Source organism: Streptomyces sp. NBC_01591, from assembly GCF_035918155.1.
GTDB lineage: Bacteria > Actinomycetota > Actinomycetes > Streptomycetales > Streptomycetaceae > Streptomyces.
Genome location: NZ_CP109327.1, coordinates 1,313,044 through 1,328,068, shown reverse-complemented (window position 1 = coordinate 1,328,068; position 15,025 = coordinate 1,313,044). Strand labels below are relative to the sequence as shown.

Annotated in this window: 15 protein-coding genes and 2 pseudogenes; 6 read left to right on the top strand and 11 right to left on the bottom strand. The window is 71.2% G+C overall.

The features are described 5' to 3' along the window. Positions 1-22: 22 nt before the first annotated feature. Positions 23-673, bottom strand: a complete 651-nt coding sequence (locus OG978_RS06280) for a TetR family transcriptional regulator (protein ID WP_326764226.1) — start codon at positions 671-673, stop codon at positions 23-25. 174 nt (positions 674-847) lie between these two features. Here OG978_RS06280 and OG978_RS06275 point away from each other — a divergent pair, with 174 nt between their 5' ends. Next, the gene (locus tag OG978_RS06275; RefSeq protein ID WP_326764225.1) at positions 848-2,074 is read left to right on the top strand and encodes an acyl-CoA dehydrogenase family protein; all 1,227 of its coding nucleotides are present in this window, start codon (positions 848-850) and stop codon (positions 2,072-2,074) included. 74 nt (positions 2,075-2,148) lie between these two features. Here OG978_RS06275 and OG978_RS06270 read toward each other — a convergent pair whose 3' ends face one another. From OG978_RS06270 to OG978_RS06260, 3 genes are all read right to left on the bottom strand, one after another. After that, positions 2,149-2,637: a glutathione peroxidase gene (locus OG978_RS06270; protein WP_326764224.1), complete on the bottom strand. Its 489-nt coding sequence runs from the start codon at positions 2,635-2,637 to the stop codon at positions 2,149-2,151. Positions 2,638-2,883: 246 nt separating this feature from the next. Then, positions 2,884-3,453, bottom strand: coding sequence for a GNAT family N-acetyltransferase (locus tag OG978_RS06265; RefSeq protein ID WP_326764223.1), 570 nt, complete (start codon positions 3,451-3,453; stop codon positions 2,884-2,886). A gap of 40 nt (positions 3,454-3,493) precedes the next feature. Further along, entirely contained in the window at positions 3,494-4,057 is a 564-nt protein-coding gene (locus tag OG978_RS06260; protein WP_326769953.1) for a helix-turn-helix domain-containing protein, read from the bottom strand. Positions 4,058-4,236: 179 nt separating this feature from the next. Here OG978_RS06260 and OG978_RS06255 point away from each other — a divergent pair, with 179 nt between their 5' ends. Continuing rightward, the gene (locus tag OG978_RS06255; protein WP_442817661.1) at positions 4,237-4,677 is read left to right on the top strand and encodes a DUF7144 family membrane protein; all 441 of its coding nucleotides are present in this window, start codon (positions 4,237-4,239) and stop codon (positions 4,675-4,677) included. A gap of 18 nt (positions 4,678-4,695) precedes the next feature. Here OG978_RS06255 and OG978_RS06250 read toward each other — a convergent pair whose 3' ends face one another. From OG978_RS06250 to OG978_RS06240, 3 genes are all read right to left on the bottom strand, one after another. Then, positions 4,696-6,030 (bottom strand): chloride channel protein, encoded by a 1,335-nt coding sequence (locus tag OG978_RS06250; protein ID WP_326764222.1) that lies wholly within the window; start codon positions 6,028-6,030, stop codon positions 4,696-4,698. A gap of 156 nt (positions 6,031-6,186) precedes the next feature. Next, positions 6,187-7,611 (bottom strand): DUF2252 domain-containing protein, encoded by a 1,425-nt coding sequence (locus tag OG978_RS06245; protein WP_326769951.1) that lies wholly within the window; start codon positions 7,609-7,611, stop codon positions 6,187-6,189. A 186-nt stretch (positions 7,612-7,797) separates the two neighbouring features. Further along, a complete protein-coding gene (locus tag OG978_RS06240) occupies positions 7,798-8,751 on the bottom strand; it encodes a DUF389 domain-containing protein (protein WP_326764221.1) in 954 nt (317 codons plus the stop codon). Positions 8,752-8,979: 228 nt separating this feature from the next. On the opposite strand from OG978_RS06240, the pseudogene OG978_RS06235 reads away from it, so the two are divergent. Next, positions 8,980-9,450: pseudogene (locus tag OG978_RS06235) on the top strand (trehalase-like domain-containing protein); the annotation flags it as partial. A 93-nt stretch (positions 9,451-9,543) separates the two neighbouring features. Here OG978_RS06235 and OG978_RS06230 read toward each other — a convergent pair. Next, positions 9,544-11,313, bottom strand: a complete 1,770-nt coding sequence (locus OG978_RS06230) for a cation:proton antiporter (protein WP_326764220.1) — start codon at positions 11,311-11,313, stop codon at positions 9,544-9,546. A gap of 66 nt (positions 11,314-11,379) precedes the next feature. Beyond that, positions 11,380-11,950 (bottom strand): annotated as a pseudogene (locus OG978_RS06225) (SDR family oxidoreductase). Positions 11,951-12,236: 286 nt separating this feature from the next. On the opposite strand from OG978_RS06225, the gene OG978_RS06220 reads away from it, so the two are divergent. Together OG978_RS06220 and OG978_RS06215 are read left to right on the top strand one after the other, a co-directional pair. Further along, complete coding sequence (locus tag OG978_RS06220) at positions 12,237-12,686, top strand: DUF6325 family protein (RefSeq protein WP_326764219.1); 450 nt, start codon at positions 12,237-12,239, stop codon at positions 12,684-12,686. 82 nt (positions 12,687-12,768) lie between these two features. Then, complete coding sequence (locus tag OG978_RS06215; protein ID WP_326764218.1) at positions 12,769-13,062, top strand: SHOCT domain-containing protein; 294 nt, start codon at positions 12,769-12,771, stop codon at positions 13,060-13,062. Positions 13,063-13,098: 36 nt separating this feature from the next. Here OG978_RS06215 and OG978_RS06210 read toward each other — a convergent pair whose 3' ends face one another. Beyond that, a complete protein-coding gene (locus OG978_RS06210; RefSeq protein ID WP_326764217.1) occupies positions 13,099-13,764 on the bottom strand; it encodes a hypothetical protein in 666 nt (221 codons plus the stop codon). A gap of 88 nt (positions 13,765-13,852) precedes the next feature. Here OG978_RS06210 and OG978_RS06205 point away from each other — a divergent pair, with 88 nt between their 5' ends. Continuing rightward, a complete protein-coding gene (locus tag OG978_RS06205) occupies positions 13,853-14,104 on the top strand; it encodes a DUF6011 domain-containing protein (protein ID WP_326764216.1) in 252 nt (83 codons plus the stop codon). Positions 14,105-14,149: 45 nt separating this feature from the next. On the opposite strand, the gene OG978_RS06200 is transcribed toward OG978_RS06205, so the two are convergent. Beyond that, positions 14,150-15,022 carry an acyl-CoA thioesterase gene (locus OG978_RS06200; protein WP_326764215.1) on the bottom strand — a complete coding sequence of 291 codons (873 nt, stop codon included), beginning with the start codon at positions 15,020-15,022 and terminating at the stop codon, positions 14,150-14,152. Positions 15,023-15,025 lie beyond the last annotated feature (3 nt).

The following is a 15,025-nucleotide window of genomic DNA, read 5'->3' as shown; positions in this document are numbered from 1 at the left end:
CCGCGTCCGGGGCCTCAGAGGCTCAGAATCCGGGGCCGCCCGGCCGGTCGCCCGCGGCGGCCAGCCTGCCCCACAGCAGATCGGCCAGGCTGCGGACCAACTGCTCGCGGGAGCAGGGGCGTTCGCCCAGCCACCAGTCGCCCGCGGCGTGCATCATGCCGACGATGCCGTGGCCCCAGATGCGGGCCATGGCATCGCTGTCCGGGCCCAGGTCCACCCGCTCGGCGATCACCAGGGCGAGTTCCTCGCCGAGCCGGCGCAGCAGGGGCGCCGAATGCCGTCCGACGTCGAAGCCCTGCTCCGTCGAGGGCGCCGCGTCGTCGGACGGGTGCATCAGGAAGCGGTAGACCTGCGGGCGGGCCTCGATCGCGGCGAGATAGGTGTCGAGCGTCGACTCGACGCGTTGGCGGCGCTCGGCGGGGGCGTCGAGTGCGGCCCGCAGGGCGATCAGCAGGGCGTCGGTGTGGCGCTTGGCGAGGGCGCGGTAGAGGCCGCCCTTGTCGCCGAAGTGCCGGTAGAGGATGGGTTTGGTGATGCCGGCCTCCGCCGCGATGGCGTTCATCGAGGCCCCGGGCCCGTCCCTGAGCACCACGCGGTCGGCGGCTTCGAGCAGCTCGCGGCGGCGGCTCTCGGCCGCTGTCCGCTGGCGCTCTGCCTGTCGTGTGCTCTCCATGTCGCCTCTCCCCGCCCCTGGCCGTGCAAATGCGTCTTGCCTGCGCAACGTAACACCCTGCCCAGCGCTGTGCGGATCCGAACCGGAGCGGTTGACAGAGGCTACTTGTCGGTAACAGACTGCGGTTACCGCAAGTAACGAGTGGTTTTTCCATAGCAGTACGTGGAGGGGAACATGGCGGAGTTCACGCTCGAACTCAACGATGACCAGAAGCAGGTCCGTGACTGGCTTCACGGCTTCGCCGCGGATGTGATCCGTCCGGCGGCTTCGGAGTGGGACGAGCGTGAGGAAACGCCCTGGCCCGTCATCCAGGAGGCGGCCAAGGTAGGCATCTACTCCCTCGACTTCTACGCCCAGCAGTTCTTCGACCCGACGGGCCTCGGCATCCCGATGGCGATGGAGGAGCTCTTCTGGGGGGACGCGGGCATCGCCCTGTCCATCGTCGGTACGGGCCTGGCGGCCGTGGGCGTCCTCGCCAACGGCACCGAGGAGCAGATCGGGACCTGGATCCCGCAGATGTACGGCGACGCCGACGACGTCAAGGTCGCGGCCTTCTGCTCCTCCGAGCCGGACGCGGGTTCCGACGTCGCCTCGATGCGTACCCGCGCGGTGTACGACCAGGCCAAGGACGAGTGGGTGCTGAACGGCACCAAGACCTGGGCGACCAACGGCGGCATCGCCAACGTCCATGTCGTCGTCGCCGTGGTCGACCCGGAGCTGGGGTCCAAGGGGCACGCCTCGTTCATCGTGCCGCCGGACACCCCCGGTCTCTCCCAGGGGCAGAAGTTCAAGAAGCACGGCATACGTGCCTCGCACACCGCCGAGGTCGTCCTCGAGGACGTCCGGGTCCCCGGCCACTGTCTGCTCGGCGGCAAGGAGAAGCTCGACCAGCGCCTGGCACGGGCCCGCGAGCGCGCCGCGTCCGGTGGTGAGCGGGTGAAGAACGCCGCGATGGCCACCTTCGAGGCGTCCCGCCCCGCGGTCGGCGCCATGGCGGTCGGCACCGCCCGTGCGGCGTACGAGGTGGCACTGGACTACGCGAAGACCCGCACCCAGTTCGGCCGGCCCATCATCGACAACCAGGGCGTCGCCTTCCAGCTCGCCGACATGCGTACGCAGATCGACGCGGCCCGGCTGCTGGTATGGCGCGCCTCGTGGATGGCGACCACCGGAAAGCCGTTCACCTCGGCCGAGGGCTCCATGTCCAAGCTGTACGCGAGCGAGACGGCGAAGAAGGTCACCGCCCAGGCCGTCCAGATCCTCGGCGGCAACGGCTTCACCCGTGAGTACCCGGTGGAGCGGATGCACCGGGACGCGGCGATCTACACGATCTTCGAGGGCACGAGTGAGATCCAGCGGCTGGTGATCGCCCGCACCCTTTCGGGCATGCCGATCCGTTAGGGGTTCCGCGCGCGTTCTCCGATCGCCGGACGGGCCGAATCCCGGGCCCGCCCGGCGGTCGAGGAAGCGATCCGTCAGGCCGGCAGCTGGGCCTCGATGGCCGCGATGAGCTCGGGCGCCTCCGGCTCCGTGCCCGGGCGCAGGCGCGCGACCGGTACGCCCGCCGGCGAGATGAGGAACTTCTCGAAGTTCCACTGGACGTCACCGGCCTCGCCGTCCGCGTCCGCCAGCTGAGCCAGCTCGGCGTACAGCGGGTGGCGCGTTTCGCCGTTCACGTCGGTCTTCTCCAGCAGCGGGAAGCTGACGCCGTATGTCGTCGAGCAGAAGGTCCGGATCTCCTCCGCGCTGCCCGGCTCCTGGCCGGCAAACTGGTTGCAGGGCACGCCGAGCACGGTGAAGCCGCGGCCGGCGTACTCGTTCTGGAGCCTTTCCAGGCCCGCGTACTGCGGGGTGAGTCCGCACTTGGACGCGACATTCACCAACAGGACCGCCCGGCCCCGGTAGTCGGCCAGGGAGGTGGGCTCGCCGGTGAGTGTGCGCAGGGGGATGTCGTGCAGCGTCATGAGGGTCTCCTCGTGAGGTGTGGCTTCCGCAGCCATTGTCACGCCGGAGCCGGTCCGTACGAAGCCGGTTGCCGGGCCGCCCGGAGCCCGCGTACGTCACCGACCTGCGGGAGTCCGGCCGCCGCGCCGACCGCGGCATGACCCCGACGGGCGACCCGTGTGCGGGTACGGGCCGGGGCGCCGAACTCCTGTGCCTCGCCCAGGAGATCGGCAAACCCGGACCCGCGAGGGCCGGCGAAGGCGGTGTCACCGGGAGGGCGCCGACGGATCCGCCGCCCGGCCGGACGCCGACTGCGTGGAGCCGATCGATTTGTAGTAGAGCGTCGTCGGCTTGAGGACCCCGGCCGGGTCCTCGGCGTAGTCCGGGATCGAGCCGCACTCCGTCCAGCCCGCCGAACGGTAGAGCCGCTCGGCGGGACTTCCGCTCTCGGTGTCCAGGACCAGCAGCGTGACGCCCGCCCCGGCAGCGGACCGCTCGGCGGCATCGAGCAGTGACCGGCCCAGGCCCCGGCCGCGGGCCGACGGACGCACCATCAGCTTGGCCACCTCCGCGCGGTGGCGGGCGTTGGGCAGTGGGGCCCGGACCAGGCCGATCGTCCCAGCGACCCGTTCGGCGTCGCGGGCGATCCAGACCTGAAGACGGCCCGCGTCGACGGCCCCGGCCCGCTCCCGCCACCAGGCGGCGGCCGAGTCACGGTCCAGCGGCGCGAGGAAACCCACCGACGATCCGCCGTCCACGGTGTCCACCAGGAGCGCGGCCAACTCGTCTGCGTAGGTGACCAGTTCGGGGCCGCTCACGGTGACGATCTCGATCATGTGCGGGGTCCTCTCACAGCCGTCACAGCCTTCGCGGCGGTCATGGCAGAACGATCATCAGTGCATAGCGGACCTGTTCAGGCCCCGGGCAGTGGAAGTGCGAGGGGCCGCGCAGCCGGAACCGGAGACAGTCGCCGCTGCGCACGGTGTGTGCGGTGCCGTCGACAGTGATCTCGACCGCTCCCTCCAGTACCCAGAGATGCTGCTCCACGCCGGGCACCGGTGGGTTCTCGTACGCGATGGTGGCCCCCGCGTCGAGCGTGCCCTCGATGACCTCCGCGCGCAGACCGGTGTGCGGAGGCGACACCGAGCGGCGTACGAAGCCCGATGCCTCGTCCCGCCAGACCGGTTGCCGCGCGGCGGGGACGAGTTGCGGGGGCTCCGCCTCCACCTCCAGCAGCAGCCGGGACATCGTCCGTTCGTAGACCGTGCACAACTTGCCGAGCAGGGCGGCGGTCGGGCTCAACTCGCCGCGCTCCAGCCGGGACAGCGTGGAGCGGCTCACCCCGCTGCGTCGCGAGAGTTCGTCCAGCGACCAGCCGCGTTCGGTGCGTAGTTCACCCAGCCGCGAGGCGAGCCGGGCATCGACGGAGCAGGGCTCCATCTCTTCGGTTTCTCTCACAATGGAGATGATATCCCTCGCTGGAGACAGATTGGGTCATGGCGACCGCACTTGGAAGCGGCTGTTCTGCTGACCGGGTGCCGACGTGACACGCTGGGTCGGGGAGGGCCCGGTGACCCACTCGGGTCTGCCGGGTTGCTCTGCTACCCGAGGAGGCCGCAATGGCCAGTACCGCCGCCAACGGGCCGGGAGTGGCGCCCGACACCACCCCGAGTTCGAACCACCCCTTCCGGATCGGCTGGACCGCCTTCGCGGCGGTGCTGATGATCTTCGGCGGAGCGATGTCGGTCTTCCAGGGAATCGCCGCCATCGCCAAGGACGACTTGTTCATCGCCACGCGCAACTATGTGTTCCAGTTCAACCTCACCGGCTGGGGCTGGATCCATCTCGTTCTGGGCATCGCCATCGTCATCGCCGGCTGCGCGCTGTTCACCGGAGCCGTATGGGCACGCGTGGTGGGCATCGTGCTCGTGGGTCTGGGCGCAGTCGCCAACTTCCTCTGGCTGCCCTACTACCCGCTCTGGTCCATCGTGCTCATCGCCATCGACGTCTTCGTCATCTGGGCGCTGTGCGCGGATCCGCAGGGGGAGGAGAAGGTCTGAGGTCACGACAGGGGTCCGTCATCCACGATCCGGCCGGGCGACGGCGGGGGACGGCGCGAGCCTGAGCGTGACGACGTAGGAGACCACTACCGAGACGATCACGAGCGGCATCACGGTGAGGCCCTCGGACCCCAGCAGCAGTGTCGCCAGCAGTACCGACGTCATCGGGAGCTTGAGCATCGCCACGCACATGGCGCCGATGCCCATCGCGAAGCCCGACGTGAGGTCCAGGCCCGGGAGATGGGACAGGGCGATACCGCCCGCCGCTCCCACGAACATCGCCGGGAAGACGGGGCCTCCCCGGAAGCTGCTCAAGGACACGCAGTACGCCAGCGCCTTGCAGACGACCAGCACCACGAGTGTGCCCACCGAGTATCCGGCGCTCTGGGCCAGCAGCGGATCGAGGGCGTTCTCCCCGGAGTACAGCACCTCGGACGCGTCCCTTCCGGTGCTTTCCGCGTACACGAGGGCGGCCGCACCGACGACCAGGCCCATGACGACGGTGGCCACCACGGTCCGCCGCTCCACCCGCGCCTGGAGGAACAGGGCGAGCCGCTGAATACCCGTGCCGGCCAAAGCCGCTGCCAGGCCCAGGACGAGCGCCCAGCCGAACTGCGCGAGGTCGGGCCCCGCGGCCCGGGGTACATGATGAAGTGCCAGGGAGTACGTCCCGAGCCCGGTCCACGAGCCGAGTCCGGTGAAGATGAGCGCGCCGATACCGGCCGCCAGCAGACCCGGCACCAGGACCATTCCGAGCATCATCCCGGCCAGTCCTGAGACCTCCATCAGGAGAAAGGCCCCCAGGAGCGGCGACCCCAGCAGCGCGCTGATGGCGGCGAAGCTTCCCGCGGCCCCCAACACGGCACTCGCACCGGACTTGATGCCGGGCTTGACCAGGCGCGCCGCGTACACGGCCAGTCCGCCGCCGAGCGCGATGAGCGGCGCCTCGGGACCGAGCACCGCCCCGACGCCAAGCGAGGCGAGCGCCGCCAACGCGACGCCGGGCAGCTCCACCGCCGAGGGCGCCCCCGTGCTCACCATCCCGTCGGCGGGCCGGTGACCGCCCTTCCCCGGCAGGTGGCGGACGGACAGCCCGACCAGCAGGCCCGCCACGGCGAGCAGTGGCACCGGCCACCAGGACGGCGTACCGGTGAAACCGAGCGCCCGGGGCAGGTCGTGGTAGGTCCGCGACTGGAGTTCATGGACGAGCGCGAGGAATCCGAACGCCATCGCCGAGACCGGGACTCCGATACCCGCCGCCATCACCAGGAGCACGGCGTAGCCACGGGTGCGGATCAGCGCGAAGGGGTCCGCTGCCGCCGCGGCGGGCGCTGCGGCGGGCTGCGTCGACACGATCGTTGTCTCCTCGGCATCGCAACCCGTCTGGAACACGCTGTCCCGCAAGCGTCCACAAGGAGATAGCACAATGCGCCGATCCCGCCGTGCTGTAGCCGCTGGCGGCGTGCGGTGATTCCCGTACTGCCATTCCTCTGGACCAGCGGACAGGCCCTAGTCGTCCCGGGCCGCGGGAAGCCGCCCCGCCCGCACCGCGTCGACGAGCGCCCGGTGGTCCTGCTCGTTCCGGTCGGCGTACTTCTCGGCGAAATATGTCAGTGCCCGGTCGAACGAGTGGCCGCGACCCAGGTACGCCGCGATGGCGATCCGGTCGCCGGAACGCGCGTGGGCGCGGGCCAGTATGGTGCCGCATGCCTCACCGAACACCCGCATGCCGGACGGCACCATGTCCTCCGGTTCGACGATGCCCTTCCAGTCGCGCAACTGGCGTACGTAGAAGTCGCGGCGTCTGCCGTCGACCCCGTCCACCCGCTCCCAGCCGAGGAAGATGTCGCCCGCCGCCTGCATCAGCCGCTGTCCCGAGACCACGCGCTCGCCCTGGTTCCGGTACGGGCCGGCGCCGGCATGGGGCGCGAGCACCGAGGTGTCGGCCTCCTTGGCCTGGAGGAGGAGCGGATCCTTGCCGTCCCTGCCGAGCATCAGGACGATCCAGCACCGTGTTCCGACGCTGCCGACACCGACCACCTTGCGTGCCATGTCCACGAAGCGGAAGTCGGAGAGCAGGGTCCGCCGGTCCGACGGCAGGCTGCGGCCGTAACGCGCGATCAGTCCGCGGAACTGCTCCTGCGTCGCGTCGCGCTCGCCCTTCGGGAGCAGATCGGCGACCGGTACGAGCAGCGGCGGGTCCGCCGCGATGCGTGGCCGGCCGTCCACGGTCTCGGTGAGTCTGTCGAAGGCCTGCAGGTTGTCCCGGGTGCGGGCCTTCGCCGCGGCCCGGGCCAGCCTCTTGCGGCCGCGCTTCGCCAACTGCTGGGACGCCAGCGCTTCGAGACCGCCGATGTCGATCCGCGAATACCACACGTCGAGATTGCGCATGCCGGCGAACCGGATCATCGACTCCCGGTACGACCTCGCCGTGGTCAGCACGATGTCCGCGCGCTCCCTGTCGGTGAAACCGTTCGCCCGGCCCGCGATGACGAAGCTGGTCGCCAGGCGTTTGACGTCCCACTCCCAGGGTCCGGGGGACGTCTCGTCGAAGTCGGTGATGTCGAACAGCAGGTTCCGCTCCGGCGAGGCGAGCAGCCCGAAGTTCATCAGATGGGCGTCCCCGCACAGTTGGGCCCTGATCCCGGAATCCCTGGTGGTGGCCAGGTCGGAGGCCATGATCGCGGCGGCGCCCCGGTAGAAGCGGAACGGCGACTCGGACATCCGTCCGTAGCGGATCGGCACGAGCTCGGGCACTCGGGCCGCGGACTGGGCTTCGAGGATGCCCAGCGGGTCGGGCCGGTCGGCCCGCGGCTCGAACTCGGCATGGCTCGACCGAGGCGTTTCACGCCGGGCCGCCTTGCCGCGGGCTGCTCGCTGCTCGGGCGTCGCACCCGGTGCCGTCCTGAGCATCGAGGGCGCGTCCTGGGGCATCGGGGTCGGGTCCTGCGGCATCGGGGCCCTCCTGACTGCTCCACGGGCGTGGGCGCCACTCTCGCCGCACCGGCCCTGACCGGCACCGCACCGGCCGGCACATCTGCGCCCTGTGTCCGATCATCGCGGGTCGGCCAGGTTCCGGCATCATCTGGACACCGCCCGTCACGGCCCGCGCCCGGACCGCTACCGTCGGCCCGTACCGCCGTGGCGGAGGCCGATGTGGTGCCAGATCGCCCGCTGACACTTGAGCGCGGCCGTGCCCACCAGGATCAGCACCGCGATGTTGACCAGCAACTGGATGAGCGAACCCCGGGCATCGGACCAGCTGGCGAACGCGGTGGAGACGCTGAGATCGGCGGCGGCCGGGATGGTCGTGACCGAGATGAAGACGCCCAGCAGGGCACTCGTCCTGGCCTCGGTGAGCGACACGATGCCGACGATGCCGGCCAGCGTCGCCACGGCGACCGAGAAGAAATTGGGGGTGTTGATCAGGTTGGAGACCGGCCGCAGCCCCGCATCGAACGCAGCCGACTGGAGGCCGAATCCGCGGATCAGGAGACTGAAGAGGAAAGTGACGAGGATCGTCAGCAGGAAGCCCGTGCACAGCGCCGTCAGCCCCTGCCGGATCCGCTGCCGGTCGCCCCGGTCGATGCCCAGCGCGACGCTGACGATGGCACCGTATTCGGGGCCGACGACCATCGCCGCGACAATCAGGATCTGGGAGTTGGTGACGATCCCGACCGATCCGATGAGGCCCGCGATAACCAGGTACAGGTAGAAACTCGGCGGGTATGTCCCCTGGGCGCGGATGCGGGCCTCCACCTGCTCCCACACGGGCGCGCGGGTCAGTGGCCCGAGCCGCTCGGTCCCGGCGTCGACCGCCAGGCCGGAGAAGGCCATGTCCACCGGTTCGATGACGATGGAGCCGCGCAGGTCCAGGTGCAGTGAGCGCAGGCTGCGCAGCAGTTCGTTCGCGGCCCCCGTCAGCACATCGCACGCGATCCCGTCGCCGTCCGGATTGCGTACCGCACCCGGCTGCACGATCAGGTTCAGCACACACGGATCACCGGCCAGCCGGTCCACCACCTGGTCGGTCAGGTCCGGCGGGCTCACCGCGCGGACATGGATCATTTCCATCCCGAACCTCCACGGAGTCCCGCACCGGCGCCACCGGTCACGGCCGGACCGTGTGCGTGTGCGTGTGCAGAGTCCCCTCATCCAGTAACGCCGCGGGCGCGACGGCGGGCAATCCGGGCCGCACGGCACCGGGGGAGCCCATGCGGCAGCCGGGACGGCCCGAGCGGCGATCACGGGGTGCCGGGCGGATAGTGGAACGGAGCGGGGCCGTCCAGCGATTGGATGCTCATGGACCGATACCCGCCCATTGCCGAACACGGGCTGGTGGGTGACCTGCAGACCGCCGCACTGGTCTCCTCGCAGGGCGTCGTCGACTGGTTCGCCGCCCCGAGGTTCGATACCCCCAGCATCTTCGCCGCACTGCTCGACCACGACGACGGCGGCTTCTTCCGGCTGGCACCCGACGACACCGAGAGCTCCTGCCGCCGGCTCTACTACCCGGACACCGCGGTCCTGGTCACCCGCTTCATGTCGCCGGACGGCGTCGGAGAGGTGCTGGACTGGATGCCGCCCGTACGCACCGGGATCCCCACCGACCGGCACACCCTGGTGCGGACGGTGCGCGCGGTGCGCGGGACCGTACGGTTCGCCATGGAGTGCCGGCCCCGGTCCGACTACGGCCGGGTCTCCCACGAACTCGATCTGCGCCTCGGGGGAGCCGTGTTCCGGGCGCCGGGGATCGCGGCACACCTGCAGACCGGGGCGTTCACCCACCTCTCGCTCATCACGGCGGCCCGGACCCTCGACGAGGCGCTGGACCGGGCACTCGCCAGGGAACGCGGCTGACGGCGCTCAGACCGGCAACTGCCGGGACGGGGGACCGAGAAGGACGGCGGTGTCTCCCGGCCGGACATCCGGGGTGTGCGTGTGGGTGACCGGGTCGAGCCGCCCGTCGGCGCGGACGACGAACAGCACGTCGTGCCCGGCCGGGACGGCTCCGTCGGCCCGCCGCGTCATCACCCGGGCCCCGGCCTCGTACCGGCGGGCCAGCTCAGGCCCGGTCAGGCCGGTACGGAAGAGGGGCTCGCCCCCGGTGTACGGCGCGACCACGCCCCGGCTGTCGGCGGCGGGACCGAGCCGGTGGACCGGGCCCTCGACGCTCTCCCGCAGGGTCATGGCGGCGAGGGCGTTGAAGTCGTCCTCCTCGGTGAGCAGCAGCACACCGGTGATGCCCTCCAGCTCCGCCCCGGCACCGGAGGCCGCCGCGAGCAGTTCGCCCGGCGCCAGCGGCAGCCCGGCCTCCTCGATCCGGGCCCGCTGCCGCTCGGCGCCCGCCCACATCAGCACGTCCAGCCCCGCCGAGTTCAGCGCGCGCCCCAGGTCGATGGCCCAGGGCGCGCCGCCGACCAGCAGCGGCCGGGACCGTGCGGGGCGCAGCACCCCGAGCCGCCGGGCGACCGGAAACGCCGTCAGGCCGTACAGCGTGACGGTGGCGACGATCACCACGAAGGTCGCGGGAAGAATCCGTTCGGCGCCGTCGACGCCCCGCGCCACCAGAGTCGCCGAGAACGTGGAGGCGGTCGCCGCGGCGACGATGCCACGCGGGGCCATCCACCCGATGAACCATCTCTCCCCGCCGCGGACATCGGTACCGGCCGTCGACACCAGAGCCACGATCGGGCGCACCACCAGGACCAGGAGGGCGACCAGCGCGAGCGAGGGCAGCACCACGTGCCGCAGCGAGGCCGGGGTGACCGTGGCCGAGATCGAGATGAACAACAGGCCGATGATCAGCGAGACCAGTGTGTCGAGGAACGGCCGGCGAGCCGGAATGTCCAGGCCCGGCAGGTTCGCCATGGCCATTCCCATGACGACCGCGGAGATGAGCCCGGTGTCCTCGCGGAGCGCGTCACAGGCGGCCGCGATCCCGATCACCGCGGCGATCTGCACCGATGTCGCCAGCTCCTCGCTCAGCCGGACATGACGCAGCAGCAGCCACAGCACACCGGTTCCGACCGCACCGCCCACCGCGCCCACTGCGGCGCTGGCCGAGAACTGCTCCAACTGGCTCCCGAATCCCTCTAGTTCACCGGCCACGACGGCGTGGAAGACGAGCGCCCCCAGGATGCCGCCGACCGGGTCGATCAGGGAGCCCTCCCAGATGAGGATGCGTTGCAGCCGCTCGGAGGGCCGTACGAAGTCGAGCAGCGGCCCGACGACCGTCGGCCCGGACACGACGAGGATCGCGCCCAGCATCACGGCCGCTCCCTTGGACATGCTCAGCACCGGCACGGCGAACAGCGCGGCGGACAGCCAGGTGATGAGCGCCCCCAGCCAGATCAGCCTGACCACGATGCGACGCATATGCCCCCGCAGCCGCCTGATCTCCAGACCGAGCCCGGCCTCGTAGAGGATCACCGCCACCGCGAGGGACACCAGTGGGGAGAAGGCTTCGCCCAGCAGCTTCTCGGGATTGACGTTGTCCGTCAGTGCCCCGGCGGTGAAGCCGACCGGCAGCAGGATCAGCAGTGCGGGGACCCGCAGCCGGCTCGCCAGCAGCTGGGAGCCGACCGCCAGCACCACGATCAGTCCTACGCCCACCATTACTTGATCGGCCGTCATGTCCGTGCCTCCTTGGACGCCGGGCAGCGCGGCGAGCCGATGGATGTTTCCGCCCTCGCGAATGGGTCAGCCTCCGGTGGCGCAGCCGGGGAGAGTGTCATCCCGCCATCGACGTAGATCGTGGTGCCCACGACGTAATCCATCAGGTCGGACGCCAGCAGGGTCACCGCGGTGGCGATGTCCCCCGGATCACCCACCCGGCGGTAGGGGATCAGCCGGAGGAGCTCGGCCTCGGCCTCGGGGGTGTCCCAGGCACTCGTGTTGATGGGAGTGCGGATGGCGCCGGGGGCCACGGCGTTGACCCGGATGCCCCGCGGGGCGCATTCCCGGGCCAGCGGATGTCCACCGTGCCGAACTCCTCGACCATGCGGGCGAACATCCCGACGACCTGATCCTCCCGGGAGACGTCCGCCTCGTGCGCGTACGCTCGCACGCCGAAGGCCTCGACCTCGCGCACCGCGTCCTCGGCCGCTTCGCGGCCGGAGACGTAGTTGACGACGACATCGGCACCCGCCCGCCCCAGCTCCACCGCGGTCGCCCTGCCGATGCCGGAGCTCGCACCGGTCACCAGGGCCTTCTGCCCACGCAGCACAGGCAGTGGCATCCGCGGTCGGTCCGCGTCCGCCGGTGAAGTCATCGCCGTCTCCCGTCGTCGGCGCGCGGCGGTGCCGGAACCCCGCAGGATTCCGGGCCGGCCCCGTCGGCCGTCCGCGCGCGACAACCATCCGTGGCAGCGGTGGAAGGGCGGGGCACGGCTCGCATCACTCGGCCGTCGGGGGGACCCGCTGTCCCTCCGACGGCGTAACCGGGGCCACGTCCGCCCACGTCCACGACCGAGATGCGAACCGGCCCGCCCGCTGCTCCAATGACGGAGGCACAGGCCCCGGCCGGACGCGGGGCAGTCGAGATTCTGAGGAGCCGGTGTGAGTAGCGAGACCGACGAGACGGGGCCGATCGACTACCTGGTGGTCGAGTTCCCGGGAAGCCGGATGACGGGCGAGGGACTGCCCCTGCTGGTCGACCTGGTCGACCGGGGAATCATCCGGATCCTGGATCTGGTCTTCGTCAGGAAGGACCAGGACGGAACGGTCGAGGGCGTGGAACTCTCCGAGCTGACCGCGGACGGCCACGAAGACCTCGTCGTGTTCGAAGGGGTGTCCTCCGGCCTGCTCGGCCGGGACGACATCGACGAGGTGAGCGCGGTTCTCGAACCCGGCAGCGCTGCCGGGATCGTCATCTACGAGAACGCGTGGGCCGGACCGCTCGCGGCCGCCCTGCGCCGCTCCGGGGGACGGCTCGTCGCCAATGGGCGCATCCCGATCCAGGAGATCCTGGCATCGCTCGACGCGGCCGAGGCCGGGTCCAGGGCCTGAGCCCCCGTCCCGGGCCGGCCGTTCCAGAGCGGCTGTCGGCCGGGCCGTCCGTTCCCGCAGAGCCAGTCAGAGGAGATGCACCATGCCAGGCCTACTTCGTGGCGTCGCCCGTACAGCGGTGATCGCCGGAACCGCGACCTCGGTCTCCAACCGGGTCTCCCGGCGGCAGGCGGGCCGCTGGGCGCGGCAGGACGCCGAGCAGGCGCAGGCCCGGCCCGCCCCCGCGGCGCCGCCTCCCGCGCCCACGTCCCTCGCGCCGGAGGACGAGATGAGCAACAAGATCGCCCAGCTCAAGGACCTCGGCGACCTCAAGAGCCAGGGAGTGCTGAGCGAGAGCGAGTTCGAGGCCCAGAAGGCCAGAATCCTCGCCACCTGACCGGCCCGGCGGTGCGACCGGGCCCGAGCCCCCGGCTCACTTCCGCTTGTCGTCCCAGGGCGTGCCCATCCAGCTGTCGAAGGTGCGGATCAGCGCGCCCAGCGCGGCGGCGAGCCGCCAGTCGACCCACGGCGCGTGGACATGGATCTCGTCACCGTCCGAGAGGAACTCCAGCGGAACCTCCTGACCGGCCCGCCAGATGATGCGCCGCGGCCCGCGCGCCGCATCACCGCTGCCGCTCAGAAGGCTGCCCACGCCGATCGCCACCTGGATGGGCAGCAGCAGCCACCACACGTACCACCAGAAGATCCGCCCCTTGAAGCCGACCGCTTCCGGGCAACCGGGCTGGGCGACCGTCCAGCGGGTCCGCAGGCCCTTGCCGGAGAGGGCCTTCTCCCGGACGAGCGTGCCGATGAGCTCGCCCTGCGCGCCCAGCACGTGGTACGTCGCGACGCCGTCGGCCGCGGACGCGGTGACCAGGGTGGCCAGCCGGGCCCGGCGCTCGGGGTCGGCCCACAGGACGAAGGAACGCGCACCCGACTTGCGGGCCGCGAGGTACGCGGGTATCCCGCCCTGCGGCAGTTCGCGTTCCACATGGGCTACCACCCGGGATTCGCCGCCGGGCCCGTCGGTGAACTCGATGACATGGCCGACGGGCGAGACCTCGACCGTGACCGGCTTCAAGGTCAGCACGCTGCTCACCAGTGAACTCCTCCGTTGTGTGCTGCTCGGATGTCTGTGTGCTGCTCGGACGTCGCGCAGTGGACGGGCGTCCTGAGAAGATCGATCCGTGGATTCCGCCGAGCCCTTCCCCGAGCCCCTCCCCGGATCCGGCACGGAGCCCCCGCCCGGGGACGACCCGGACGGCCGGACCGTCCGGCGACGGGTGGTGCGCTGCCGCATGTGCGGCCGCCCGCTCACCGGTACGGAGTCACGCCGCACCGGCCTCGGCCCCGCCTGCGACGCCAAGCTCCACCCGGCGCCCCCGGACATCCGCTCCCGCCGCCACGAGGTCGAGCAGGACCCGCTGCCCGGCACCTGACCCGGGCACGGCCAGGACCGCCCGGCGGATCGGGGTCGGACAGACCTACTCACCGAGACGGCGGAACAGCCCCTCCTGCACCACGGACACCAGCAGGTTGCCGTCCCGGTCGTAGATCCGGCCCCGCGCCAGCCCCCGCCCGCCCGTGGCGACCGGCGACTCCTGGTCGTACAGGAACCACTCGTCCGCCCGGAACGGGCGGTGGAACCACATGGCGTGGTCCAGCGAGGCCATGTCGAAGCCGCGCGGACCCCACAGCGGCTCCACCGGTATACGGACCGCGTCGAGCAGCGTCATGTCGCTGGCGTACGTCAGCGCGCAGGTGTGCACCAGCGGGTCGTCGCCCAGCGGGCCGACCGCGCGCATCCACACCGCGCTGCGCGGGTCCGCGTTTTCGACTTCTTCCTTCGTCCAGCGCAGCCGGTCGACGTACCGGATGTCGAAAGGCTGCCGACGGGCCATCCGCTCCAGCGCCTCCGGGAGCGCCCCGAGGTGTTCCCGGACCTCCTCGGCGACGGTCGGCAGCTCCTCGGGATCCGGGACCTCGCGGGCCGGCGGCAGCTGGTGCTCGAAGCCCGCCTCCTCCGGCCGGTGGAAGGACGCCGTCAGATTGAAGATCGTCCGGCCCTGCTGGACGGCCGTGACCCGCCGGGTGGTGAACGACCGGCCGTCCCGGACGCGCTCCACCTCGTACACGATCGGCACACCCGGCCGCCCCGGACGCAGGAAGTACGCGTGCAGCGAATGGACCGGCCGGTCCCCGTCGGTGGTCCGGCCCGCCGCGACCAGTGCCTGCCCGGCGACCTGCCCGCCGAAGACCCGCTGAAGGGACTCCTGGGGGCTGCGCCCACGGAAGATGTTGACCTCGATCCGCTCCAGGTCGAGCAGATCGACCAGGCGCTCGGCGGGATTCGTCATGCG

Bases quoted from the DNA above. Each gene is read 5' to 3' on its own strand.
- OG978_RS06260 (WP_326769953.1), bottom strand. From the start codon at position 4,057: ATGGAGCCCTGCTCCGTCGATGCCCGGCTCGCCTCGCGGCTGGGTGAA.
- OG978_RS06215 (WP_326764218.1), top strand. From the start codon at position 12,769: ATGCCAGGCCTACTTCGTGGCGTCGCCCGTACAGCGGTGATCGCCGGA.
- OG978_RS06265 (WP_326764223.1), bottom strand. From the start codon at position 3,453: ATGATCGAGATCGTCACCGTGAGCGGCCCCGAACTGGTCACCTACGCA.
- OG978_RS06255 (WP_442817661.1), top strand. From the start codon at position 4,237: ATGGCCAGTACCGCCGCCAACGGGCCGGGAGTGGCGCCCGACACCACC.
- OG978_RS06280 (WP_326764226.1), bottom strand. From the start codon at position 673: ATGGAGAGCACACGACAGGCAGAGCGCCAGCGGACAGCGGCCGAGAGC.
- OG978_RS06275 (WP_326764225.1), top strand. From the start codon at position 848: ATGGCGGAGTTCACGCTCGAACTCAACGATGACCAGAAGCAGGTCCGT.
- OG978_RS06200 (WP_326764215.1), bottom strand. From the start codon at position 15,022: ATGACGAATCCCGCCGAGCGCCTGGTCGATCTGCTCGACCTGGAGCGG.
- OG978_RS06230 (WP_326764220.1), bottom strand. From the start codon at position 11,313: ATGACGGCCGATCAAGTAATGGTGGGCGTAGGACTGATCGTGGTGCTG.
- OG978_RS06245 (WP_326769951.1), bottom strand. From the start codon at position 7,611: ATGCCCCAGGACGCGCCCTCGATGCTCAGGACGGCACCGGGTGCGACG.
- OG978_RS06270 (WP_326764224.1), bottom strand. From the start codon at position 2,637: ATGACGCTGCACGACATCCCCCTGCGCACACTCACCGGCGAGCCCACC.
- OG978_RS06240 (WP_326764221.1), bottom strand. From the start codon at position 8,751: ATGGAAATGATCCATGTCCGCGCGGTGAGCCCGCCGGACCTGACCGAC.